At 73.4% G+C, this 22,003-nt stretch carries 25 protein-coding genes; 16 read left to right on the forward strand and 9 right to left on the reverse strand.

Annotated features, from left to right (window positions below; translation table 11 throughout):
* Positions 1-33: 33 nt before the first annotated feature.
* From H030_RS0125595 to H030_RS35250, 4 genes are read right to left on the reverse strand one after another with little or no spacing between them, the layout of a single operon-like run.
* Positions 34-399, reverse strand: a complete 366-nt coding sequence (locus H030_RS0125595) for a hypothetical protein (RefSeq protein ID WP_027008225.1) — start codon at positions 397-399, stop codon at positions 34-36.
* Positions 396-1,628 carry an SAM-dependent methyltransferase gene (locus tag H030_RS35240; protein WP_035129795.1) on the reverse strand — a complete coding sequence of 411 codons (1,233 nt, stop codon included), beginning with the start codon at positions 1,626-1,628 and terminating at the stop codon, positions 396-398. The genes H030_RS0125595 and H030_RS35240 overlap by 4 nt, the downstream gene beginning before the upstream one ends.
* On the reverse strand, positions 1,625-2,293 hold the full coding sequence (locus H030_RS35245) for a DUF1365 domain-containing protein (RefSeq protein WP_035129800.1): 669 nt from the start codon (positions 2,291-2,293) through the stop codon (positions 1,625-1,627). Before H030_RS35245 ends, H030_RS35240 begins: the two co-directional genes overlap by 4 nt.
* Entirely contained in the window at positions 2,290-3,519 is a 1,230-nt protein-coding gene (locus H030_RS35250; RefSeq protein WP_035129802.1) for an NAD(P)/FAD-dependent oxidoreductase, read from the reverse strand. The genes H030_RS35245 and H030_RS35250 overlap by 4 nt, the downstream gene beginning before the upstream one ends.
* 55 nt (positions 3,520-3,574) lie before the next feature.
* On the opposite strand from H030_RS35250, the gene H030_RS0125615 reads away from it, so the two are divergent.
* The 5 genes from H030_RS0125615 to H030_RS35255 are packed head-to-tail and all read left to right on the forward strand — an operon-like array spanning position 3,575 to position 7,745.
* Positions 3,575-4,576, forward strand: a complete 1,002-nt coding sequence (locus H030_RS0125615) for a glycosyltransferase (protein WP_027008226.1) — start codon at positions 3,575-3,577, stop codon at positions 4,574-4,576.
* Positions 4,573-5,451, forward strand: coding sequence for a glycosyltransferase family 2 protein (locus H030_RS0125620; protein WP_027008227.1), 879 nt, complete (start codon positions 4,573-4,575; stop codon positions 5,449-5,451). Before H030_RS0125615 ends, H030_RS0125620 begins: the two co-directional genes overlap by 4 nt.
* Before the next feature lie 10 nt (positions 5,452-5,461).
* Positions 5,462-6,469, forward strand: coding sequence for an LLM class flavin-dependent oxidoreductase (locus H030_RS0125625; protein WP_027008228.1), 1,008 nt, complete (start codon positions 5,462-5,464; stop codon positions 6,467-6,469).
* Between the two features lie 19 nt (positions 6,470-6,488).
* Positions 6,489-7,088 carry a hypothetical protein gene (locus H030_RS0125630; protein ID WP_155892275.1) on the forward strand — a complete coding sequence of 200 codons (600 nt, stop codon included), beginning with the start codon at positions 6,489-6,491 and terminating at the stop codon, positions 7,086-7,088.
* A 9-nt stretch (positions 7,089-7,097) separates the two neighbouring features.
* Positions 7,098-7,745 carry an HD domain-containing protein gene (locus H030_RS35255; protein WP_051223754.1) on the forward strand — a complete coding sequence of 216 codons (648 nt, stop codon included), beginning with the start codon at positions 7,098-7,100 and terminating at the stop codon, positions 7,743-7,745.
* Positions 7,746-7,747: 2 nt separating this feature from the next.
* On the opposite strand, the gene H030_RS0125640 is transcribed toward H030_RS35255, so the two are convergent.
* Positions 7,748-8,278, reverse strand: coding sequence for a DUF1697 domain-containing protein (locus H030_RS0125640; protein ID WP_027008230.1), 531 nt, complete (start codon positions 8,276-8,278; stop codon positions 7,748-7,750).
* Positions 8,279-8,288: 10 nt separating this feature from the next.
* Entirely contained in the window at positions 8,289-9,191 is a 903-nt protein-coding gene (locus H030_RS0125645; protein ID WP_027008231.1) for a LysR family transcriptional regulator, read from the reverse strand.
* An 87-nt stretch (positions 9,192-9,278) separates the two neighbouring features.
* Between H030_RS0125645 and H030_RS35260 the strand changes: the two genes are divergently transcribed.
* Positions 9,279-10,613 carry an MFS transporter gene (locus tag H030_RS35260; RefSeq protein ID WP_035129804.1) on the forward strand — a complete coding sequence of 445 codons (1,335 nt, stop codon included), beginning with the start codon at positions 9,279-9,281 and terminating at the stop codon, positions 10,611-10,613.
* Here H030_RS35260 and H030_RS35265 read toward each other — a convergent pair.
* Positions 10,567-11,304: a uracil-DNA glycosylase gene (locus tag H030_RS35265; protein WP_051223755.1), complete on the reverse strand. Its 738-nt coding sequence runs from the start codon at positions 11,302-11,304 to the stop codon at positions 10,567-10,569. The genes H030_RS35260 and H030_RS35265 overlap by 47 nt on opposite strands.
* 128 nt (positions 11,305-11,432) lie before the next feature.
* Between H030_RS35265 and H030_RS0125660 the strand changes: the two genes are divergently transcribed.
* From H030_RS0125660 to H030_RS0125690, 7 genes are all read left to right on the forward strand, one after another.
* Positions 11,433-12,173 (forward strand): DUF2520 domain-containing protein, encoded by a 741-nt coding sequence (locus H030_RS0125660; protein ID WP_035129807.1) that lies wholly within the window; start codon positions 11,433-11,435, stop codon positions 12,171-12,173.
* Positions 12,170-13,036 carry a pantoate--beta-alanine ligase gene (panC, locus tag H030_RS0125665; protein ID WP_027008233.1) on the forward strand — a complete coding sequence of 289 codons (867 nt, stop codon included), beginning with the start codon at positions 12,170-12,172 and terminating at the stop codon, positions 13,034-13,036. Before H030_RS0125660 ends, panC begins: the two co-directional genes overlap by 4 nt.
* Complete coding sequence (gene panD / locus H030_RS0125670; RefSeq protein ID WP_027008234.1) at positions 13,036-13,419, forward strand: aspartate 1-decarboxylase; 384 nt, start codon at positions 13,036-13,038, stop codon at positions 13,417-13,419. Before panC ends, panD begins: the two co-directional genes overlap by 1 nt.
* A 43-nt stretch (positions 13,420-13,462) precedes the next feature.
* Positions 13,463-14,356, forward strand: a complete 894-nt coding sequence (gene panB, locus H030_RS0125675; RefSeq protein ID WP_027008235.1) for a 3-methyl-2-oxobutanoate hydroxymethyltransferase — start codon at positions 13,463-13,465, stop codon at positions 14,354-14,356.
* Between the two features lie 140 nt (positions 14,357-14,496).
* Positions 14,497-15,123 (forward strand): DUF47 domain-containing protein, encoded by a 627-nt coding sequence (locus H030_RS0125680; RefSeq protein WP_027008236.1) that lies wholly within the window; start codon positions 14,497-14,499, stop codon positions 15,121-15,123.
* A gap of 16 nt (positions 15,124-15,139) precedes the next feature.
* Positions 15,140-16,258, forward strand: a complete 1,119-nt coding sequence (locus tag H030_RS35270; RefSeq protein WP_035129811.1) for an inorganic phosphate transporter — start codon at positions 15,140-15,142, stop codon at positions 16,256-16,258.
* Positions 16,255-16,500, forward strand: a complete 246-nt coding sequence (locus H030_RS0125690) for a hypothetical protein (RefSeq protein WP_027008237.1) — start codon at positions 16,255-16,257, stop codon at positions 16,498-16,500. The genes H030_RS35270 and H030_RS0125690 overlap by 4 nt, the downstream gene beginning before the upstream one ends.
* Positions 16,501-16,510: 10 nt before the next feature.
* Here the strand turns inward: H030_RS0125690 and H030_RS0125695 are convergent, their stop codons facing one another.
* Both H030_RS0125695 and H030_RS0125700 read right to left on the reverse strand, forming a co-directional pair.
* The gene (locus tag H030_RS0125695; RefSeq protein WP_027008238.1) at positions 16,511-17,149 is read right to left on the reverse strand and encodes an acyltransferase; all 639 of its coding nucleotides are present in this window, start codon (positions 17,147-17,149) and stop codon (positions 16,511-16,513) included.
* Complete coding sequence (locus H030_RS0125700) at positions 17,150-18,439, reverse strand: hypothetical protein (RefSeq protein ID WP_155892277.1); 1,290 nt, start codon at positions 18,437-18,439, stop codon at positions 17,150-17,152. It lies immediately after the preceding gene.
* Between the two features lie 94 nt (positions 18,440-18,533).
* Here H030_RS0125700 and H030_RS0125705 point away from each other — a divergent pair, with 94 nt between their 5' ends.
* The 3 genes from H030_RS0125705 to H030_RS35280 all read left to right on the forward strand — a co-directional run bounded on the left by H030_RS0125705 (position 18,534) and on the right by H030_RS35280 (position 21,879).
* Positions 18,534-19,049: a hypothetical protein gene (locus H030_RS0125705; RefSeq protein ID WP_027008240.1), complete on the forward strand. Its 516-nt coding sequence runs from the start codon at positions 18,534-18,536 to the stop codon at positions 19,047-19,049.
* A 119-nt stretch (positions 19,050-19,168) separates the two neighbouring features.
* Positions 19,169-20,599, forward strand: a complete 1,431-nt coding sequence (locus H030_RS37935; protein ID WP_051223756.1) for an RNA polymerase sigma factor — start codon at positions 19,169-19,171, stop codon at positions 20,597-20,599.
* 290 nt (positions 20,600-20,889) lie between these two features.
* Positions 20,890-21,879 carry a lytic transglycosylase gene (locus H030_RS35280; RefSeq protein ID WP_051223757.1) on the forward strand — a complete coding sequence of 330 codons (990 nt, stop codon included), beginning with the start codon at positions 20,890-20,892 and terminating at the stop codon, positions 21,877-21,879.
* Positions 21,880-22,003: the final 124 nt, after the last annotated feature.

Genomic DNA, 22,003 nt, shown 5'->3' on the forward strand with positions numbered 1-22,003 from the left:
ATTTGTTAAGGCGGCGTCGGCTCGGTCCGGCCGTCAGGCCGTGCGCGCGACGACCGCGCTGAGCGCCGCCGACGCACCCGCGACCAGCGCGGTGGCGGGCACCGCGTCACCCGGCAGCTCGCGGCGGGCGGCGAACGTCGCCGCGATGTCGGAGAGGTCGCCGGCGATCGAGGCGTACAGGAACGGCTTGGGGTCGGCGTCGCTCGTCGCGATCGCCACGAGCGCGCCGCCGTGGATCAGCAGCTCGCGCATGCCGAGCGCGCGCAGCGGGACCTGCGTCGGGCCGGTCGCCGCGCTCGGGCCCAGCCAGCGGCGTGCGAGCCGCTCGGGCGCGGCGATCAGCGCCACGCCGTAGACCGCCCGGAGCGCGAGCACCGCCGTGACCGCGGGGCGCTTCACTGCGCCACCGCCGCGAGCTCGCCGACGCCGAGGTCGCAGGCCTCGGGCCGCCAGCGCGGCTTGGCCAGGACGGTCTGGACGAGGCCGATCCGGCGCTCGGCGAAGCCGGCCTCGCAGTAGGCCAGGTACAACCGCCACAGGCGCTGGAAGGCGTCGTCGTATCCGAGGCCGCGGAGCTTCTCCTCCGCGTCGTCGAAGTTCGCGCGCCAGCGGTGCAGCGTCTCGGCGTAGTGCGGCGTCAGGTCCTCCAGGTGCGTGGTGTGCAGGTCGGTGTCGCGCGCGACGCAGCGGGCGATCACCTCGCGCGACGGCAGGCACCCGTTCGGGAAGATCAGCGTGCGGATGAACGACCGCGACGCGCGCTCGACCGAGTAGGCGCGGTCGTCCATGACGATCGCCTGCAGGAGCATCGCGCCGTCGTCCTCGAGCAGGTCGCTGCACGTGCGGAAGAACGTCGGGAAGTCCTTCCACCCCACCGCCTCGATCATCTCGATCGACACGAGCTTGTCGTAGCGGCCCGTGAGGTCGCGGTAGTCCTCCTGGAGCACGGTCACGCGGTCCTGCAACCCAAGGGCATTGACTCGCTCGACCGCGTGCGCGTGCTGCTCGGCGCTGATCGTCGTGGTCGTCACGCGGCAGCCGCGCGTGGCGGCGGCGTGCGTGGCGAAGCCGCCCCAGCCGGTCCCGATCTCCAGCACGTGGTCGTCGGGGCCGAGCGCGAGCTTGTCGCAGATCATGTCCAACTTGGCGACCGCGGCCTCGTGGAGGCTGGTCTGCGGCGTCGCGAAGACGGCGCTCGAGTACATCATGGTGTCGTCGAGCATCAGCCCGAACAGCTCGTTGCCGAGGTCGTAGTGGGCCTCGATGTCGCGGCGCGCGCGGCGCGGCGTGTTGGACCGGAACGCCTGGCGGGCGCGCTGGAACGGCTCGCGGATCGGCGTCGCGCGGCGGCGGACCGCGTCGAGGCGGCGCGCGTTGCGGGCGCCGACGCGGATCACCGCTACGAGGTCCGGCGAGTCCCAGTAGTTGTCGCGGTAGGCCTCGGCCAGGCCGCGCGAGCCCTGCAGGAGCTTGCTCCAGGCGCGCGGGTCGCGGATCGTGACGATCGCCGCGGGCGCGGCGTCGCTGCCGAAGGTCGTGCGCGTTGCGCCTTCGACGATCGTCAGGCGACCCTCTTCGATCCGGCTCAGGACGGCGAGGGCGATCCGGCGGGCGATCCGTTCGGTCACGACGGTGTGGGCTCCGTGGGTCGGGGGTGGACGGGCACGCGCTTGAGCGCGAGCACCGCGGCGTGGGCGTAGATGAGGAACAACGTGCGCAGCGAGGCGCCGAGCAGCGCGCGGGTGCGCCAGGGCCTGCGCTCGAGGTTGAGCGTGGCGTCGAAGGCATCGTCGAGCGCGATGTGCACCGACAGCGTCGCGCGCGGCTCGGTGGCGGCCCAGGAGTAGTGATGGTCCATGCCCAGGAACGGCGAGACGTGCAGCGCCTTGTCGTCGTCGCCGCGGTGCACGCGCGCGCCGTCGCTCGCCTCCAGCACGTAGGCGTGGCGCTCGCCCCAGGGCGTGGAGGTCACCTCGGCGACGACCGCGCCGAGCGTCTCGTCGTTGTTGTAGGCGTAGTAGAAGGACACCGGGTTGAAGGCCTTGCCGAGGCTTCGGGGCAAGGTCAGCAAGCGGATCGGCCCGGTCGCGATCCCGGTCCGCGTGCGGACATCGGCGACCGACATGTAGTCCTCGGGGTCGAACCGGATCAGCCCGCGCGCGGCGGGCGCCGGGAGGCGCTCCAGGTCCACGAGCGCCATCGCCACGCGGTGGCGGATCGTGTGGCGGCGCACCGCGCGGCGGCGGTGCCGGACGGTCCCGGCGTAGAGGACGGGCGACGCGGCGGCGGTCACGACGGGCCGACCCCCAGCTCGCGGGCGACGCGCAGGCCGCTGACGACGCCGTCCTCGTGGAAGCCCCAGCCCCAATAGGCGCCGGCGTAGTGCGTCCGGGAGCGCCCGCCGCTGATCTCGGCGACGCGCTCCTGCGCGCGCATGCCTTCGGTCGTGAAGACCGGGTGCGCGTACTGGATCGTGCGCACGATCTTCTCGGGGTCGATCGCCGTGGTGCGGTTGAGCGTCACGCACCACTCGCGGTCTCCGTCTCGTAGGGACTGCAGACGGTTCATGTGGTAGGTGACGGTCGGCTTGCCGGTCTGCTGATCGAGCAGGTGGTAGTTCCACGACGCCCAGGCGCGCCGGCGGCGCGGGAGCATCGCGACGTCGTGGTGCAGGACCGCCTCGTTGGGCGCATAAGGGAACGCGCCGAGCAGCTCGCGCTCCGGCGCGGTCGCGCCGTCGCCGAGGATCGCCAGCGCCTGGTCGGCGTGGGTGGCGAAGACCGCGTGGTCGAAGCGCTCGCCGTCGATCGTCACGCCGTCGTCGTCGCGGGTGAAGGACGTGACGCGCGTGTTGAGGCGGATCGCGTCGGCGAACGGCCTCGTGAGCGCCTCGACGTAGCGCTTCGACCCGCCGGTGACCGTGCGCCAGCGCGGGCGGTCCTTGAGGTCGAGCATCCCGTGGTTGTTGAAGAACTGGACCAGGAAGCGCGCGGGGAACGACCACATCTGGTCCGGGTCGGCGCTCCAGACCGCCGCGGCCTGCGGGACGATCAGGCGCTGCACGAAGGCCTCGGAGTACTTGTTGTCCTGCAGCCAGTGCGCCAGCGACGGGTCGTCGTCGGAGTCCAGCAGCGCGCGGCCGTCCCTCTGGAAGCGCCGGATGTCCAGGACCATGCGGTGGAAGGTCGGCGAGGCGAGGTGCGCGCGCTTGGCGAACAGCCCGTTGGCCGACGTCGAGGCGTACTCGAAGTCGCCGTCCTCGTCCCCCACGCCGAACGACATGTCGCTCGCCTGCGTCGCGACGTCCAGCTTCCGGAGCATCTTCTGGAAGTTGGGGTAGTTGCGGTCGTTGAACACGATGAACCCGGTGTCGACGCTGAGCGCGCCGATGTCGACCGTGTTCGTGTGCCCGCCCGCATAGGCATTGGCCTCGAAGACCACCACCTGGTGGCCCGCACGATGCAGCTCATGCGCGGCAACCAGCCCCGAGACCCCTGCTCCGATGACTCCGACTCTCACGTTGATGGGATTCGTAGGAGGTGGCGCGTTCGGATCACCGGTAGATTGCGACCCGATGCTCGTCGGGGTCGATGCGCGGGCGCTGGCCACGCGCCGGGGCGTCGCGCGGTACACGCGCCGGATGGTCGAGGCGCTCGCCGCCCTCGACGGCGTCGCCGTGCGCGTGCTGGTCCCGGGACGCGATCCGGTCGAGCCGATCCCGGGCGTCTCGATGGTCCGGACGCGCGCGCCGTCGCGCGTCGTGCACGGCGCGGGCGCGATCTGCGGCTTCCCGCGCGTCGACACGCTGCTGGGCGATGACGTGGACGTCGTGTGGCTGCCCGCGCCGGCGCCCGTCGCCGTGGGCGACCCCTACGTGTTGACGATCCACGACCTCTCGTGGGAGGACCGCCCGCAGGACTTCACCCGCTACGAGCGCCTCTGGCACCGCGTCGCCCGTCCCGCCGCGCTGGCCCGCCGGGCGCGCGCCGTCGTCTGCGATGCGCCCGCGGTCGCCGAGGAGGTCTCCGCGCGCTGGGGTGTCGCGGCGCGCGTCGTCGAGCCGGGCGTGGACGCGCCGCCGCTGGCGAGCGTCGGGGACGGCCGGGCCAAGCCCTACATCTTGTTCGTCGGCGCGCTGGAGCCGCGCAAGGGGCTCGACGTGCTGGCGGCGGCCTGGGCGCGCGCCGCGCTGGCCGACACCGAGCTGGTCGTCGTCGGCGAGGGGCGCGCGGAGGTCCCGGGCGCGGTCCGGCTCGGGCACGTCGGCGACGGCGAGCTGCATGCGCTGTACGCGGGCGCGGAGGCGGTCGTGCTGCCGTCGCACCTCGAAGGCTTCGGCCTGCCGCCGCGCGAGGCCGCGGCGCACGGGACGCCGTCGATCGTCTCGGACATCCCGACGCTGCGCCTGCCCGGCACGCTGCGCTTCCCGCCCGGCGACGCGGGCGCGCTCGCCGACGCGCTGCGCCGCCTCCCCGCCGAGCGCGCGCGCCTCGTCGCCGAGCTCCAGCCCCCGCGCGCCTGGACCGACGCGGCCCGCGACCTCCTCGGCGTCCTGCGCGAGGCGGCGGGCCCATGAGCGCCTCCATCGTCGTCGTCCTGCACGACTCCGCCGAGGACCTCCAGCGGCTGCTGCGCTCGCTGGAGCCGATCACCGACCGGCCGCAGCTGATCGTCGTCGACGCGGGCTCGTCGGATGACGGGCCGGCGATCGCGGCGGCTTGGGGTGCCGAAGTGGTCGAGGCCGGGAACGTCGGCTTCGGCGCCGCCAACAACATCGGGTTGGAGCGCGCGACGCACTCGATCACGTTGTTGTTGAACCCGGACATCGTCGTCCACGAGCCGCCGGTCCTGGAGCGACTGGCCCGCCACGCCCGGCGCGACGACGCGCTGCACGTCCCGCGGCTGCTGAACCCGGACGGCTCGGTCCAGCGCTCCGCCCACCCGCTGCCCGGCCGCGTCGAGGCGCTGCTGCCCGCGGTCGTCCACCCGCGCGCGCTGCCGCGGCCGCTGCGCGAGCGCGCCGACCCGTGGCGCGCCGAGGCCGACCGGCCGGTCGGCTGGGCGATCGCCGCCGCGGTCGCCGCGCGCACCGCCACGCTGCGCGCGCTCGGCCCGTTCGACCCCGAGCAGTTCCTGTTCTTCGAGGACCTCGACCTCTGCCTGCGCGCCCGCGCGGCCGGCGTCCCGACGCTCCTGCACCCGGACCTGACGCTGGAGCACCGCGGCGGCCACTCGACCGGCCCGGCCTACGGCGGCGAGCCCCACGCGCTGCTGGCCCAGCGCCGGCGCGAGGTCGTCCGCGCCAACCTCGGCGGCCGCGCGCTGGCGCTCGACGACGCCGCGCAGGCGCTGACCTTCGCGACCCGCGCGGCCGCGCGCGCCGCCACCCGTCGGGATCCCGGGCGCGAGCGCGCGCAGCTCGCGGCATTGCGCGCCGCCCGCCGCGGGTAGCGCCGCGGGCATGACCCAGTTCTGGTTCGCTGCCTCGACCGAGGAGTTCACCCCTTCGCAGATGCTCGCCCAGGCGCAGGTCGCCGACGGTGCGGGGTTCGATGCGATCGGATCGTCCGATCACTTCCACTCCTGGTTCCCCGGAGGCAGGGGCTCCGCGGCGTGGGTGTTCCTCCCCGCCGCCGGCCAGGTGATCGCCGACAAGCCGCTGTTCACGAGCGTCACGCCGATCCTGCACCACTACCACCCGGCGGTCGTCGCGCAGTACTTCATGAACTTGGAGGAGCTGTACCCGGGGCGCGCGGTGCTGGGCGTGGGCTCGGCCGAGGCGCTGAGCGAGGTGCCGCTGGGCCTGGACTGGCCCGAGCCCGCCGAGATGCTGCGGCGCTTCGACTCCGGCCTGGAGGCGATCCGGCGGCTGTGGGACGGCGAGACCGTGACGATGGACGGCGGCTGGTTCTCGCTCAACGAGGCCAAGTTGATGACCATGGCCGAGACGCGGCCGCGGATGATCGTGTCCGCCTTCGGGCCGGACGCCGCGGCGATCGCGGGCAAGCACGGCGACGGGCTCTGGACGCTCGGCGACCCGGAGAGCGCGCCCGCGGTGATCGAGGCCTACAGGAACGCGTGCGCCGAGCACGGGCGCGAGGTCGGCGACATCGTCCTACAGGCGGGCTTCGCCCTCGGCAACGACGAGGCGGCGCTGATCAAGGCCACCAAGAAGTGGAAGACCACGCAGTTCCCGGAGTACTACCTCGAGAGCGACCACGACCTCGACAAGATGGCGGCCTCGGCGGAGGCGCGGATGAGCGACGAGGAGTTCGCGCACGAGGGCTTCCTGGTCAGCGCCGACGTCGACGAGCACGTGCGGCGGATCGGCGAGATGGTGGACATCGACGAGGCGGTCAGCGTCATCTGCCTGCAGTCGATCGGCGACCTCGACCCGGAGACGTCGATCCGGCGCTACGGCGCCGAGGTGCTGCCGCGGCTGCGCGAGGGAGCCGCCGCGGCCCGCTGATCGCCATGCTGTGGCGCTGATGCTCGAGCTTCGTGGCGCCGCCCCTGGGTTGCTGGACGAGCCGCTGCTGCTCGAGGTCGGCGGCGCGGCTCCGGGTTCCACGCTGCTCTGGCGCACGCGGATCCGGGACGACGACGGGTTCGTGTGGCGCGGCGAGGGCGCGGCGCTCGACGCGCTGCGCTGGTCGGCGAAGGCCGACGGCGTCGCGGCGCTGCGCTCGCTGCGGCCGGTCGAGCTGGAGGTCCGGGTCGAGGGCGGCGACGGCACGGCCACGCGCACACTGACCCGGACGGTCCTCGATCCGGCGGTGAAGGCGCGGCGCTGGAAGGAGGGCGTGACCGGTCGCCTGCTGCTGCCCGCCGATCCCGTCGCGACGCTGCTGGTCGACGGCGAGGAGCCGCACACGCTCGTCGCCGCGGCGCTGCTGGCCTCGCGCGGCGTGCGCGTCTTCGTGGCGGCGAGCGGCGATCCCTCCGAGCTCCCGTTCCCGGACCCGCGCCGGCTCGGGGCGCTCCCGGTCCCGCCCGGCCTCCCGGCGCGCGACGACGCTCCGGACGCCGCGGCGTGGGACGCGCTGCTGGCCGACCTCGGCGCGACGCCGCGCCGCGTGGCACGCTAGATCCTGCCCGTGCCCGAGGAGTTCACCGACACGCCGCTGCTGACCGCGCGCTTCGACGCGGCGCTGCACTACGCGACCCGCCACCACGCCCAGCAGCTCCGGAAGGGCACGCCGATCCCGTACTCCGCGCACGTCCTGGCGGTCGCGTCGCTGGTCCTGGAGATGCACGGCGACGAGGACGAGGCGATCGGCGGGCTGCTGCACGACGTCGTCGAGGACGGCGGCGGGACCGCGGCGCTGGCCGAGATCGAGGCGGCGTTCGGCGCGAAGGTCGCCGAGATCGTCCTGGCCAACACCGACTCGCTCGACGACCACGACGGCTGGTACGAGCGCAAGCGCGCGTACGTGGACGCGTTCGCGACCAAGTCGCCGGCGGCGCTGCGGGTGTCGCTGGCCGACAAGATCCACAACGCGCGCTCGATCCTGCTCGACTACCGGACGGTCGGCGACGCGATCTGGGCGCGGTTCCGGCAGGGCCAGGGGATCGCGACGCGGATCTACTACCGCGAGCTGGCCGCCGCGTTCGAGCGCGAGCGGGAGCGGCTCGGCGAGCCCGCGCAGCCCTACGTGGACGAGCTGCGCCGGACCGTCGATGCGATCAGCGCGCACGCCGAGTTGCTGCAGGGCCCGGACTCGCGCGAGCTGTTCGACGCGTAGTCCTACACGTCGCCGGTCATGGCGTACAACTTCTCGACCGTCCGCCAGTTGCGGGCGGTGAGGACGACGCCGAAGCGCCTGTCGGTGACCGCCTTGGCCAGCGGCGAGCTGTGCACGCCGTCCGGGAGCCACAGGTAGGCCTCGCGGCCGAGGATCGCGTACTGCTCGTTCCTGCCGGGCGTGATGTCGTCCAGCTTGCTCGCGTCGAGGTCGCTCGTGCTCCCGCTGAAGCTCACGAGGTACCGCGACAGGTTGGTCGCCTGCTCGCCGAGCGGGTTGGCCTCGAGGACCGCGCCGAGCTCCTCACGGGTGCGCAGGACGATCGGGATCCGCCAGCCGAACGCGGCCTCGCAGGCGTCCTCGATCTTCCTGCTGCTGGCCTTCCTGCCGCTGAAGACGACGTTCCCGGAGTTCACGTAGGTCTTGATGTCCTCGTGCCCCAACTCGCCGAAGACCTCGCGCAGCTGCGCCATCGGGACCTTCTTGTTGCCACCGACGTTGATCCCGCGCAGCAGTGCGACCGTGCGTGCCATGGCGCAGAGCCTACGCGGCGGGCGGTGGCGCGAGGTCGCCGCGGGCGACCGCTTTGCGCAGCGCCCTGACGTAGGCGCGCAGCGCCGGGTCGCGCGGCCGGGCGCGCCACACCGCCCAGATCGGGATGCTGAGCGGCGCGCCGCGCAGCGGGCGCCAGACGAGGCCGTCGCCCTCCATCCGGCGCGAGCCGAGGGTGATGGCGCCGCCGAGCAGCGGCAACGCGGTCCGGATCGCCTCGACCGCCATCGCCGACGCGCTGATCTCCGGCCGCCCGCCGAGCCGCTCGATCGTCGTGATCACCTCGTCGAACAGCCGCGGAGCACGGTGCCGCGGGTACCACACCAACTCGATCCCGGAGAGGTCGGCGGCGTCGAGCGCGGGGCGCTGCGCGAGCGGGTGCGCCTCCGGGAGCACGACGCCCAGCTCCTCCTCGACCAGCGCCAGCGTCTCGTAGCCGGGGTCGGGGGTGTCGCGACTCACCGCGACATCCAGCTCACCGCGCTCCAGCAGTCCCAGCTGGTAGGTCGACGAGCCGCCGACGAACGCCGGGACGTGCCCGGGCGCGGCGCGCGCGAGGATCTGCGCGAGCTGTCGCGGAAGCCACGGCGGCGCGCCCGTCAGGAGCCCGAGCCGCAGCGCACCATCGTCGATCCCCGCCGCCCGCCGTGCCTCGCGCAGCGCGGTGTCGGCGGCGAGCAGCACCGTCCGCGCCTCGACCAGCAGCGCAGCGCCCGCCGCGGTGGTCGTCGCACCGCGCGGATGCCGGACCAGCAGCGGCGCGCCCACCTCGGCCTCCAGCGCGCGGATCTGCTCGGACAGCGTCGGGGTCGAGACGTGCAGCACCGCCGCCGCCCGGCCGAAGTGCCCGGCCTCGGCGACAGCGACGAAGTAGCGGAGATGGCGCAGCTCCATGGCGGGTGCACACGTTAGGCCACGCCGAACGGCCGTGCGGCCGAACGTCGTGGATCCCGGCTCCCGCGGGTGCTGAGATAGACCTACATGAACCCCGCCGTCACCCCCGATCCCCGCCGCTGGGCCGCGCTGGCGGTCATCCTCACCGCGACGTTCCTCGCCCTGTTCGACACGTTCGTGGTCAACGTGGCGGCGCCGTCGATCGCCGCCGACCTCGATGCTTCCGACGGCACGCTGGAGCTGGTGATCGCTGCATACGCGTTCACCTACGCGGTCGGGCTGATCACGGGTGCACGGCTCGGCGACCGGCTCGGGCGGCGGCGCGTGTTCCTCTCCGGGATGGCGCTGTTCGCGCTGGCCGCCGCGGCGTGCGCGGCCGCGCCGACGGCGCCCGCGCTGGTCGGCGCGCGGCTGCTGCAGGGCCTCGGCGCGGCGGCGATGGTCCCGCAGGTGCTGGCGACGATCCAGCACCTGTTCGGCGAAGCCGAACGACCGCGGGCGTTCTCCGCGTTCGGCGCGGTCGCGGGCGCGGGCGTGATCGCCGGGCAGGCGCTCGGCGGCGTGCTGCTCGCGCTCGACCTCTTCGGCCTCGGCTGGCGCGCCGCGTTCGCAGTGCAGCTGCCGATCGCCGCCGCGGCGCTGGCCGCGGGCGCGCGCGTCCTCCCGCGCGACGACGACGCAAGTCGTCTAACCCCCGATATGCGGGGGTCAGACGACTTGGACCTCCCCGGCGCCGCGCTGCTGACGCTCACGCTCGCGTTGCTGCTCGCGCCGCTGACGCTCGGCCACCGCGCGCTCCTCGCCGCCGCGCCGTTCGCCGCCGTCGCGTTCCTACTCCGCCAGCGGCGAGCCGCGGCGCCGCTGCTCCCGCCCGCGCTGCTCGGCGACCGCGCGTTCGTCTCCGGCGCCGTCATCAACCTGATGTTCTACGCGGAGATCAGCAGCTTCTTCCTGATCGTCACGCTGCTGCTCCAGGACCGCCTCGGCCTCGACGCGCTCCACGCCGGCCTGACGTTCGCGCCGCTCGGCGCCGGGTTCGTCGCCGCGTCGCTGGCCAGGCGCGGGACGCTGCGCGGCGGGCTCGTCCTGGTCTGCCTGACGCTCGCCGCCCTGTTCCCCGTCGCGCACACGACCCACCACGCGCTGCTGATCGCGCCGTTCATGCTCGCGATCGGCGTCGGGAACGGCTGCGTGCTGCCGCGCCTGCTGAACAGCTCGCTGGCCCGGATCGCGCCCGCCAACGCGGGCGCGGCGTCCGGCGTCCTGGTGACCGCCCAGCAGGTCGGGGCGGCGCTCGGCGTCGCGGCGGTCGGGGCGCTGGGCGCCGACCTCGCGCTGGCCGCCGCGACGCTGGCGGTCGTCGTCGCGAGCGCGCCTAGAACAGCCCGAGCTGCGCCGGATGCGTCTCCGGCTCGGGCCTAGCCTCCGGCTCCGGCGGCTCCGACAGCGGCGCCTCCGGCAGGACCTCCGGCTCGGCAGCCGCGACGGCGACAGGCGCCTCCACCACCGCCGCCGGCTGCTCCGGGGGGCCGAGCGCGAGCAGCTCCGGCAGCGCGCTGAAGTCCCGCCGCAGCACGTCCACGTTCGACGGCGTGTACAGCGCCGCGGCCGGGTGGAAGACCGGGAACAGCCGCACGGCGCGCGGCCCGACAACCCGCACCTCAGCCCGCCCATGCAGCCGCATGATCCCGGTCGTGTCATGCCGCAGCAGCTTCGTCGCGAAGTTGCCCAACGTGCAGATCACCACCGGCTCGATCAACTCGATCTGCCGGAACAGGTAGTCCTGACACCGCTCGATCTCCACCGGCTGCGGATCCCGGTTGCCAGGAGGCCGGCATTTAAGGACGTTGCACACAAACACCTCGCCCCGCGTCAGGCCGATCTCGCCCAGCAGCGTGTCGAGCAGCTGGCCGGCCTGGCCGATGAAGGGCAGGCCCTGCTCGTCCTCGTTGCGGCCCGGGGCCTCGCCGACGAACATGAGGTCGGCGTTCGCGTTGCCGGCGCCGAACACGACGGTGTGGCGGGTCTGGGCCAGCTCGGGACAGCGGACGCACCCGCGTGCGTCGTGGAAGAGCGCTTTCAACGCCTCGCGCCGCTCTTCGGGGGAGGACACGCTTTGCAGCCTAATCGTCCGCCCGGATCACCCCGCTGTCGCTTTCCGCTATTTCGGGGGTACTATTCGAGCTACCGAGTTTCGCGACCGGCATCCCCTTCGAGAGGGGAGCTGGACCGACATCCGACATGACCACTGTCATCCCCCGCTGCACGGTCGTGGGTCACGGCCGTCTCGGAGTTGCCCTTGCCGCGGCGTTGCGCGCCGCCGGTGTGGCCGTCGACGGCCCGCTGGACCGCGCCTCCGCGCCGGACGCCGACGCGCCCGTGGTCCTGCTCGCGGTCCCGGACGGCGAGATCGCCAACGCGGCGCAGGCCCTCCGCAACCCCGGCGCGGTCACCTTCCTCGGCCACTGCTCCGGCGCCACCACGCTCGCGCCCCTGCGCGGCCGCGGCCGCGCCCAGCACGCCTTCTCCCTGCACCCGCTGATGACCGTCACGCGTGCGGGCGCGGACTTCGCCGGCGCGACGGCCGCCGTGGCGGGCAGCACGGCAGAAGCGCTCGCGCTCGCGACGCACCTCGCCCGCACCCTCGACATGAACCCCATCGACGTCCCCGACCGCGACCGCGCCGCCTACCACGCCGCCGCCTCGATGGCCTCCAACTTCCTGCTGACCCTGGAATGGGCCGCGCAGCGCGTCGGCCACCTGGACCGCGCAGCGCTCGCACCCCTCGTCCGCGCGACCGTCGACAACTGGCTCGAGCAGGGCCCCGCGCAAGCGCTCACCGGCCCGATCGCCCGCGGCGACGAGGCCACCGTCCGCCGCCAGCGCGCCGCGGTCGTCACCCGGACCCCCGACCTCGCCGAGCTCTTCGACGCGCTCACCGAGGCGACCCGCACCCTGGCGGCGGAGCCCGCGCGCGCATGAGAACCGTCCGGACCATCTCCGAGCTGCGCGCCGCGCTCCGGACGCCCAGGACGAACGGCCGCACCGTCGCCCTCGTCCCCACGATGGGCTACCTCCACGAGGGCCACCTCAGCCTCATCCGCGCCGCGCGCGAGGCCGCCGACCTCGCGGTCGTCAGCCTCTTCGTCAACCCCACCCAGTTCAACGACCCGAACGACCTCGCCGCCTACCCCCGCGACGAGCAGCGCGACGCGCTCCTCGCCCAGGAGGCCGGCGCCGACCTCCTCTTCGCCCCGCAGCCCGACGAGGTCTACCCGCGCGGCTTCACCACCCAGGTCCGCGTGACCGGCCCGCTGACCGAGGCCCTCGAAGGCGCCCACCGCGGCGCCGATCACTTCCATGGCGTGACCACCGTCGTCTCCAAGCTCCTCAACATGGTCGGCCCCGACGTGGCGCTCTTCGGCCAGAAGGACGCCCAGCAGGCGCTGGTCATCCGCCGCATGGCGACCGACCTCGACCTGCCGACCCGGATCGAGGTCGTCCCGACCGTCCGTGAGCCCGACGGCCTCGCGATGTCCAGCCGCAACGTGCGCCTCTCCGGCACCGAGCGCGAGCAGGCCCTCGCCCTGCACGCCGCGCTGCACACCGCCGAGCGCCACGTCCACGGCGGCGACCACGACGCCGCGTCGATCCTGCAGGCGGCCCGCGACGCCATGACCCCCTTCGCCGTCGAGCCCGAGTACCTCGCGCTCGTCGATCCCGAGGACCTGTCCCCCGTGACCACGGTCGACCAGGACGCGCTCCTGGCGGTCGCGGCCCACGTGGGCCCGGTGCGACTCATCGACAACACGATCCTCACCCCCAACGGAGGCACGGCGCGCTGATGCAGCGCATCATGTTGAAGTCCAAGATCCACCGGGCCACGGTCACGGACAGCGATCTTCACTACGTAGGGTCGATCACCATCGACCCCGACCTGCTCGAGGCGGCGAACATCCTCGAGCACGAGCAGGTGCACGTCGTCGACGTCGACAACGGCGCCCGCTTCGAGACCTACACCATCGCGGGCGAGCGTGGCTCGGGCGCGATGAAGGTCAACGGCGCCGCGGCCCGCCTCGTGCACCGCGGCGACACGATCATCGTCATCTCCTACGGGCAGTACGACGAGGCCGACCTGGAGCACTACGAGCCCCGGGTCGTCCACGTCGAGAAGGACACCAACAACATCATCGACGTGGATGCGGCGGTGGCGACCCTCCTCTCGTAGAGGGCGTCAACCAGCACGGTTCACAGGAGGTTGGAAGCAGCACATGTCCACCATGCGCAACATCACCGTCCCGGCCGACGCCTCGCGCCTGCCGGTGACGCTCCCGCGGCTGGCCGAGAAGAAGCGCCTCGGCGAGCCGGTCGTCATGGTCACCGCCTACGACTACCCGAGCGCGCTCGCGGTCGACAAGGCGGGCGTCGACGTCGTCCTCGTGGGCGACTCCGGCGCGATGACCGTCCTCGGCTACCCCTCGACGGTCGCCGTCGAGCTCGACGAGCTGCTCGTCCTGGCGAAGGCGGTCCGCCGCGGCCTGACGACGCCGTTCATGGTCGCCGACCTGCCGTTCGGGTCCTACGAGGTCTCCGACGAGCAGGCGGTCACGACCGCGTTCCGCTTCATCAAGGAGTCCGGCGCGGACGCTGTCAAGCTCGAGGGCGGCGGCGAGACGTCGGTCGCGCGCGCTCGCGCGATCGTCAACGCCGGCATCCCGGTCATGGGCCACGTCGGCCTGACGCCACAGACGTCGACCGCGCTGGGCGGCTACCGCGCCCAGGGCCGGACGGCGGAGGCCGCGGCCGAGGTCGCGCGCCAGTCGATCGCCCTGCAGGACGCCGGCTGCTTCAGCGTCGTCTTCGAGGCGATCCCGAGCGCGGTCGCCGAGGCGGTCTGCGAGAAGCTCGACATCCTGGTCATCGGGATCGGCGCCGGTCCGGCGCCCGACGGGCAGGTGCTGGTCTTCCACGACCTGCTCGGCATCCGTGAGGGCCGCGGCGCCCGCTTCGTGCAGCGCTACGCGGACATCCTGGACGAGATGGTCGCCGGCGTCGGCGCCTACGCGGACGACGTCCGCGCCCGCCGCTACCCCGGCCCGGACCACGGCTACTCGATCCCGGACGAGGAGCTTGCGACGTTCCGAAAGACGCTCGCGGACGCATGATCGCTCGCGGTTGCGGAAAGTCGGCCGCCTTCAAGGCGCACCTGGCGTAAGCGCGCCAGAACGCGGCACATCGGGTCGGTCCCGCACGCGGGGCCGACCCGCACGCGTTCACATGGGGTTCACACGCTATCTTGCCGCCCGTGGCCCGTCTCAGTCAGGTCTTCGCCCCGAGGGACCGCGAGTTCTTCGACCTCTTCGAGGAGCAGGGCGGCAACATCGCCCGCGCCGCCGACCTCCTGGACCAGATGCTCAGCACCTGGCCCGACCGCAAGGAGATCGCGCGCGACATCCTCGTGTGCGAGCAGGACGGCGACCGCATCACCCACGACATCATCCACCGCCTCAACGCGACGTTCGTCACGCCGATCGACCGCGAGGACATCCTCCTGCTGGCCTCGGCGCTCGACGACATCATCGACTACACCGAGGAGGTCTCCGACTACATGGGCCTCTACCGGATCGAGGCGCCGATGGAGCAGGCGGTCCGGATGTCGCACATCCTCGTCCAGGCCACGCGCCAGGTCGCCGAGGCGCTGCCGCGGATGCGCGGGTTCCAGGACCTCAGCCACTACACGGTCGAGATCAACCGGCTGGAGAACGACGGCGATCGCGTCGTCCGCGAGGCCATCGCCTCCCTGTTCGACCACGGGATCGACCCGATGGTCGTGATCCGCTGGAAGGACATCTACGAGCGCCTCGAGCAGGCGATCGACGCTTGCGAGCACGTTGCGAACGTGCTCGAAGGCATCGTGATCAAGAACTCGTAGTTCTAGGTCTTTCCCTGTGGGCAGCGACATCGTCCTGTACATCGTCATCGTCACGGCGCTGGCGTTCGACTTCACCAACGGGTTCCACGACACCGCGAACGCGATCGCGACGTCGATCTCCACGCGTGCGATGTCCCCGCGCGCGGCCGTCGCGATGTCGTCGGTCTTCAACTTCGTCGGCGCGTTCATCTCGCTGGAGGTCGCCGCGACGGTCGCCAGCGGGATCGTCAACGCGGGCGCGGTCACGCCGACGGTCGTCTTCGGCGGCCTGATCGGCGCGATCGCCTGGAACCTCGCGACCTGGTGGTTCGGGCTGCCGTCGTCGTCGTCGCACGCGCTGATCGGCGGGATGATCGGCAGCGTGTTCGTCGCCGACGGCGCGAGCGCGATCAACGGCGACGGGATCGTCGAGAAGGTCATCATCCCGGCGCTGATCGCGCCGACGCTGGCCTTCGCGGTCGCGGGCGTCTCGATCCTGATCGCCTACCGCGTCGTCGGCCGGCAGAGGCCGGGCGTCGTCAACCGCGGCTACCGGCTCGGGCAGATCGTGACCGGCTCGATGTTCTCGCTCGCGCACGGGACCAACGACGCGCAGAAGACGATGGGGATCATCACGCTCGCGCTGATCGCCAACGGGAACCTGAGCGCCAACGACTTCCACGTCCCGACGTGGGTCGTGATCTGCTCGGCCACCGCGATCTCCCTGGGGACCTACAGCGGTGGCTGGCGGATCATCCGGACGATGGGCTCGCGCATCATCAAGATGGACCCGGCGCAGGGCTTCAGCGCGCAGGGCGCGGGCGCGGCGGTCGTGCTGACCGCGTCGCACCTCGGCTTCCCGCTGTCGACCACGCACGTGATCAGCGGCGGCGTCATGGGCGCGGGCGCGGCCAAGCGACTGAGCGCGGTGCGCTGGGGCGTGGCCGGGAACATCGCGCTGGCGTGGCTGCTGACGCTGCCGTGCTCGGCCTTCATCGGCGGCCTGGCCTACGGGCTGAGCTCGATCTTCGGCAGCGACGCGCTCGGCGTCATCCTCGTCGCGCTGCTGGTCATCGGGCTGATCGCCGCGGCGTTCGGCACGCGCGTCCGGAGGGGCCCGGCCCTGACGACGCCGCCCGCGGGGGCCGAGGCGTGAGCCCGCTCGCCGCCATCGAGTGGGACAAGATCGGCCAGCTGCTGTGGGCCGCACCGCTCGCCGGCCTGGCGGTCTCGATCACCTACTCCTTGATGATCGTCGGCTACGCGCGCGCCGACGAGGGCCGCCGCAACGGCGGCCACAGCGTGACCACCATGGCCTACACGTTGCTCGCGCTGCTGTCGACCGTGGCGTTCCTGTCGGTGGTCGCGTACGGCGTGATCATCATCGTCAAGAAGTAGTGGTGCGGCGCTAGCCGCCGACCGGCGCGTCGGACGGCAGGCCGCCGGACGGGTGCTCGGCGTAGGTGATGGTCTTGATCACCCTGGCGGGCGCGCCGGCGGCGATGGAGAACGGCGGGATGTCGGTCGTCACGACCGAGTTGGCGCCGATCACGCTGCGCTCGCCGATCGTGACGCCGGAGGTGACCACGACGTTGGCGCCGCACCAGACGTTGTCGCCGATCCGGGTCGGGCCCTTGGTCGTGAAGCCCTGCCACGGGACGGGCTTCTCCGGGTCGTCGAAGCGGTGGTTGCCGTCGGTGACGAAGGCGCCGTTGGCGAACATGCAGTGGCGGCCGATCTCCACCAGGTTGACGGCGGCGACCATCACCCCCATGTTGAGGAACGTCCCGCCGCCGATGACGATCCGCGCGGGCGGCGGGCCGGTGAGCCAGACGTTGGGCTCGAACTGGACCTGCGGACCAAGTTGTAGACGGTCCTCCCGGAGCATCTCCAGGACCTCGCCGTGGATCGGCCAGCGCGCGAACGACTCGCGCCTGGCCAGCTCGTAGTGGATCCGGGCGCGGTGCAGCGGGCGCGCGTTGCGCTCGTACCACGCCCACTTCTGCCACCACAGGCGCGCCTGGGCCCGGGTGAGCCCGGCGGGCATCTAGCCCTCCTCCTGCGTCCCGTTCCCCTGCAGGATCCGCGACAGGTGCTCGGCGACCTCGGCCGCCGTGCCCTCCTGGCCGCCCTCGCGCAGGCGCGCCTGGACCGAGTGCAGGGACGTGCGGTCGTTGAGGTCCTTCTGGGCGGACTGGAGCTGGGAGGTGATCTGGGCGCTCAGCTCGCGCAGGCGGTGCTGGGCGTCGCGGACGGCCTCGCCGAGCGCCTTGGACTCGACGCCGGTCAGGTCGACCTGGCCGCGCGCCTCGCGCAGCAGCGCGTCGGCCTGCTCGCGGGCCTCGCGGGTGATCTGGCGCGCCTCGACGCGCGCGTCCTGCAGCTCGCGCTCGACCGACTGCTTGATCCGGACCGTCTCCTCCTGGGCGGCCTGGATCATCCTGCGGCCCTCGTGCTCGGCGGCGACGCGGCGGCCGTCGGCGTCGTTGTCCATCTCGCGGACGCGCGCGGCGACGGCCTGCTGGATCCGCGCCTCCTCGCCGGCGGCCTGCTCCTGGGAGCGGCGCTCGTACTCGGCGCGGGCCTGTTGTAGCTCTTCGGCCGCCTCGGCCTTGGCGGCGGCGACCGCGGCGTCCAGGTCCTGACGGGCGTTGACGGCGGCGCGCTCGGCCTCGTCGCGGGCGTCGGCGCGCAGCTGCTCGGCGTCGGCGGCCGCGGCGTCGAGCGCCTGCTGGGCCTGGAGGCGCGCCTCGGCGAGCAGCGCCTGGGCCTGCTCGCGGGCGTGCGCGAGCGTCCGGTCGCCGTCGGCGGCGAGGCCGGGCTGCGGGATCGGCGCGGGCGCGGGCGCCGGCGGCGCGGCGGGAGCGGGCGGCGCCGAGTCCCACGGGTGATCGCCGCCGGCGGGCGCGGGCGGCGGCGGGAACGCCGACGGCTCCGCCGGCGCGGGCGGCTGCACCGGCGCGGGCGCTTCCGCAGCGGCGGGCGGCTGCGCGGGCGCGGGTGGCTCCACGCGCGTCGGGGGCTCCGCGGGCGCGGGCGCGTCCCCGGGGCGCATGTGCTGCGCCCACACGACGTCATCCTCCGCGGCCGGCGCCGGAGCCGGGGCGACCGGCGGAGGCTGCGGCGGCGCGGCGGGCGCGGGCGGCGGCACGACGCCGCCGAGCTCCGACGTGAACGGCCGGTGGCGCACGGTCAGCTCGTGGCCGCGGCCGCCGCCGGGCAGGACGATCTCGCGCTCGCTGACCAGCTCGATGTGGCCGAAGCGCAGCGTCAGATCCGTCAGCAGGGCGGCGCGATCGGGGCCGGTGACGGTGACGACGGACGGTTCCAGAGCCATGGGTGCCGAATCGTAGAGGTCGGCCCGGAGGACCACGGACGGACATCCGGTCGATTCGTGTGTGATCTTCGCGCGGCGGCCGTGTCATGGCGGCATGTTCAACTCCAAGATCGCCGGCGCAGCCGCTGCGCTGGCCCTCATCGCGGCTCCTGCGACGGCCGCTGCGCACGACGGTCACCACCATGGCCGCCATCACGGAACCCACCACGTCAAGCGGGCTCACGTCCGCGAGGTGACCGGCACGGCCACCGCGACGGTCGCGTCGTTCACCGACGGCGACCTGACGCTGACGCTCCCGTCCGGGAGGACGTTCAGCGCCGCCGTGACCGACCGCACGATCATCGACTGCTTCACCGCCGCGCCGCAGGCCGCGACCGCGCGCCACGGCAGCGACGACGGTCCCAACCACGACGCCGGTGACGACCACGGCGGCGGCGGTCAGGGCGACGACGACGGTCCGAACCACGACCAGGGCGACGACCACGGGAACGACAACGGCAACGGCCGCTGCGACTCGTCCGCGCTGGTCGCCGGTGCCAAGGTCGCCTCGGCGAACCTGTCCTTGCGCGGTGGCGACGCGACCTGGAAGAAGGTCGTGATCGTCAAGTAGCGCGCACGAGCGTCCCTGCCATCGCGCCCGGGTGCGGACCCCCGGGCCGGTGGCGGGGCGAGTCTTCGCCGCGGACGCCCTCTGGGAAGCTTCGCGGCAGGGCAGTGTCTGGGCAGACGATGAACAAGACCGGATTGCGCCATCCCGCCCGCCTGGCGGGTTCGTCGTTCCTGCGGTTGCAGAGCGACGAGCGGCTCGCCGAGCTGGCGACCGCGGGCCACGACGCCGCGTTCGACGCGATCGTGGTGCGCTACCGCCCGGCGTTGCTCCGGTACTGCGGGGCGATCGTCGGGTCCAGTCGTGCCGAGGACGCGGTCCAGCAGACGCTGCTGAACGCTCACACCGCTCTTGGAGATGCCGACGAGGTGCGTCATTTGCGCTCTTGGCTCTACCGGATCGCCCACAACGTGTCTTTGAACCTGCTGCGCAGCGTGCGCGACGACGTGTCCCTGGACGCGGACGGCGCTGAGGGCCTGCGCTTGCCCGCGCCGGCGTCGCCGGTCGAGTCCTTCGAGGCCTCGGAGCAGTTCCGCGCGACGGTCGCCGCGCTGCAGGCGCTGCCCGAGCGCCAGCGCGCGGCGCTGGTGCTGCGCGAGCTGGAGGGGCGCTCGCACGAGGAGATCGCCTCGGCGCTCGGCGTGTCCGCGGGCTCGGCGCGCCAGCACCTGATGCGGGCACGCGTCGCGATGCGCGGCGCCGTGACGGCCGTGACACCGTGGGGCCTGATCGTCCGGATCGCCGAGATGGCTTCGGCGGGCGGCGGAGGCGGCGGCGGGTTGGAGACCGCCGCGACCGCCGGGCTGGGCGCGGGGCTGGCGAAGGTGACGGCCGGCGTGATGGCAACCGGCGCGCTGGTCGGCGGCGCCGCCGTCGGGACGCACGAGGTCATCCGCCACGACAGCGCCGCGCCGGCTCAGGCGGACGTCGTGCACACGACGAAGCCGTCGTCGCACACCACGACGACGAGGGAGAAGCCGATCTCGCTCCCCGCTGCGGCCACGCGCACAACTCCGACGTCCCACCCCGCGACGCGCGAGACCGAGCACCACCACGGCCGCGACCACAGGCGCGGGCGCAGCGGCAGGCACGGCAGCGACGACTCCTCGTCCCACCACGCCACGGCGACACCACTCGCCGATGACCACAGGGGCGGTCGCGGCGGCGGGAGCGACGACACCACCGAGCACTCCACGAGCTCAGGCTCGGGCTCGGGCTCTGGTTCCGGTTCGTCCGGGTCGACCAGGCACGGCAGCGACGACTCCTCCACCACCTCCCACTCCGGTTCCGGCAAGTCGGGCCGGTCCGGGACATCCGAGACCTCCGGCAGGTCCAGCGGCGGCGGCAGCAGCAGCGACGACACCCCCACCCTCTCCTCGCCCACCCCGCCGACCCCCAGCTCCACCGACTCCGGCTCGGGCTCCGGCAAGTCCAGCGACGACGCCTCCTCCCCCTCCAGCTCGAGCACCCCCACCTCCGGCTCCAACTCCTCCGGCTCCGGCAAGTCGACCGACGACGACTCCTCCGGCTCCGGCAAGTCCAGCGACGGCTAGCCACCGCCCGCCCCTCGCCGCGCGACTCCTTCCCCGTCGCGCCTCACCGCGCCTGGCGACTCACCTCCACGCCGCGACTCGCCCCGCCGCGGCGGCCGACTCGGCGTGGCGTGTCCGGGTACGGACACCATGCACACCAACTTGCAAGGGGACCTAATCCCGCTCGCCGTGTTCTGGTGAGGGGAGGGCGAGGCAAGGTGGTTGACATGCGCTTCCGCCTGCCGGTTCTGCTTGGTGTTGTCATGGTGATGGTGTTGCCTGCTAGTGCGGGGGCCGCCACGCATCTCGTCGTGAGCGGTGAGACGCTCTCAGGGATCGCGGCCGCCAACGGCCTCTCGCCGGCGGCGCTGGCGGCGGCCAACGGGCTGCCGGCGGATGCGTTCGTGATCTCCGGCAGGACGCTGACGGTCCCCGCCGCCGGCGTGTCGGCGACTCCTACAACTTCCTCCTCCCAGCCCGCGCCGTTCGGCGGCTACCGGGTCCGGCTCGGCGACTCGCTCGGCAAGATCGCGGGTGAGCTGGGCACGTCGATCAGCGCGCTCGCGGCAGCCAACGGGATCAGCCCGAGCGGGACGATCCTTGCCGGCACCTCGCTGCGGCTCCCCGGCGGCGCCGGATCGACGACCACCGCCCCCGCGGCGACGACCGCGTCCGGGAGCACGGCGAGCGGCGGCCACTTCGTCGTCCCCGGCGACACGCTCACCGGGATCGCCGCCGCCAACGGCATCACGCCGGCCGCGCTCGCGGCGGCCAACGGCCTGCAGCCCAATGCCTTCGTGATCGCGGGCACGCGCGTGAAGATCCCGGCGGCGGCCCCCGCGGCGAGCGTCCCGGTGGTCGCGGCGGCGAACGTCCCGCCGCAGGGCGCGGCGACCGGCTCGCCCGGGCGGCTGAGCGCGTCGCAGATCGGCTCGATCGCCGGCGCCAACGGCGCGCCCGCCTCGCTCGCGACCGCGATCGCCTGGCAGGAGTCCGGTTTCAACAACGCGATGGTCAGCAACGCGAACGCCCGCGGGATCATGCAGGTGATGCCCGACACCTGGACCTACGTCCAGAACCAGCTCGGCTCCGGCCCGCTGAACCCGGCGTCGCCGTCCGACAACGTCCGCGCCGGCTCGCTGCTCCTGGCCCGCCTGCTCCGCGACACCGGCGGCGATCCGACGACCGCCGTCGCCGCCTACTACCAGGGTCTCGGCTCCGTCCGCCGCATCGGCCTGCTGCCCGAGACCCGCCGCTACGTCGCCAACGTCCTCTCCCTCCGCTCCCGCTTCGGCGGCTGAGCGGAGGCGCGGAGGCACGGCGCGCCGCAGAGACACGGCGCGGCCGCAGAGACACGGCGCGCCGCAGAGACACGGCGCACGGCGGAGACGCGGCGCACGGCGGAGACGCGGCGCACGGCGAAGG

It is taken from the genome of Conexibacter woesei Iso977N (genome assembly GCF_000424625.1).
Taxonomy (GTDB): Bacteria; Actinomycetota; Thermoleophilia; order Solirubrobacterales; family Solirubrobacteraceae; genus Baekduia; species Baekduia woesei_A.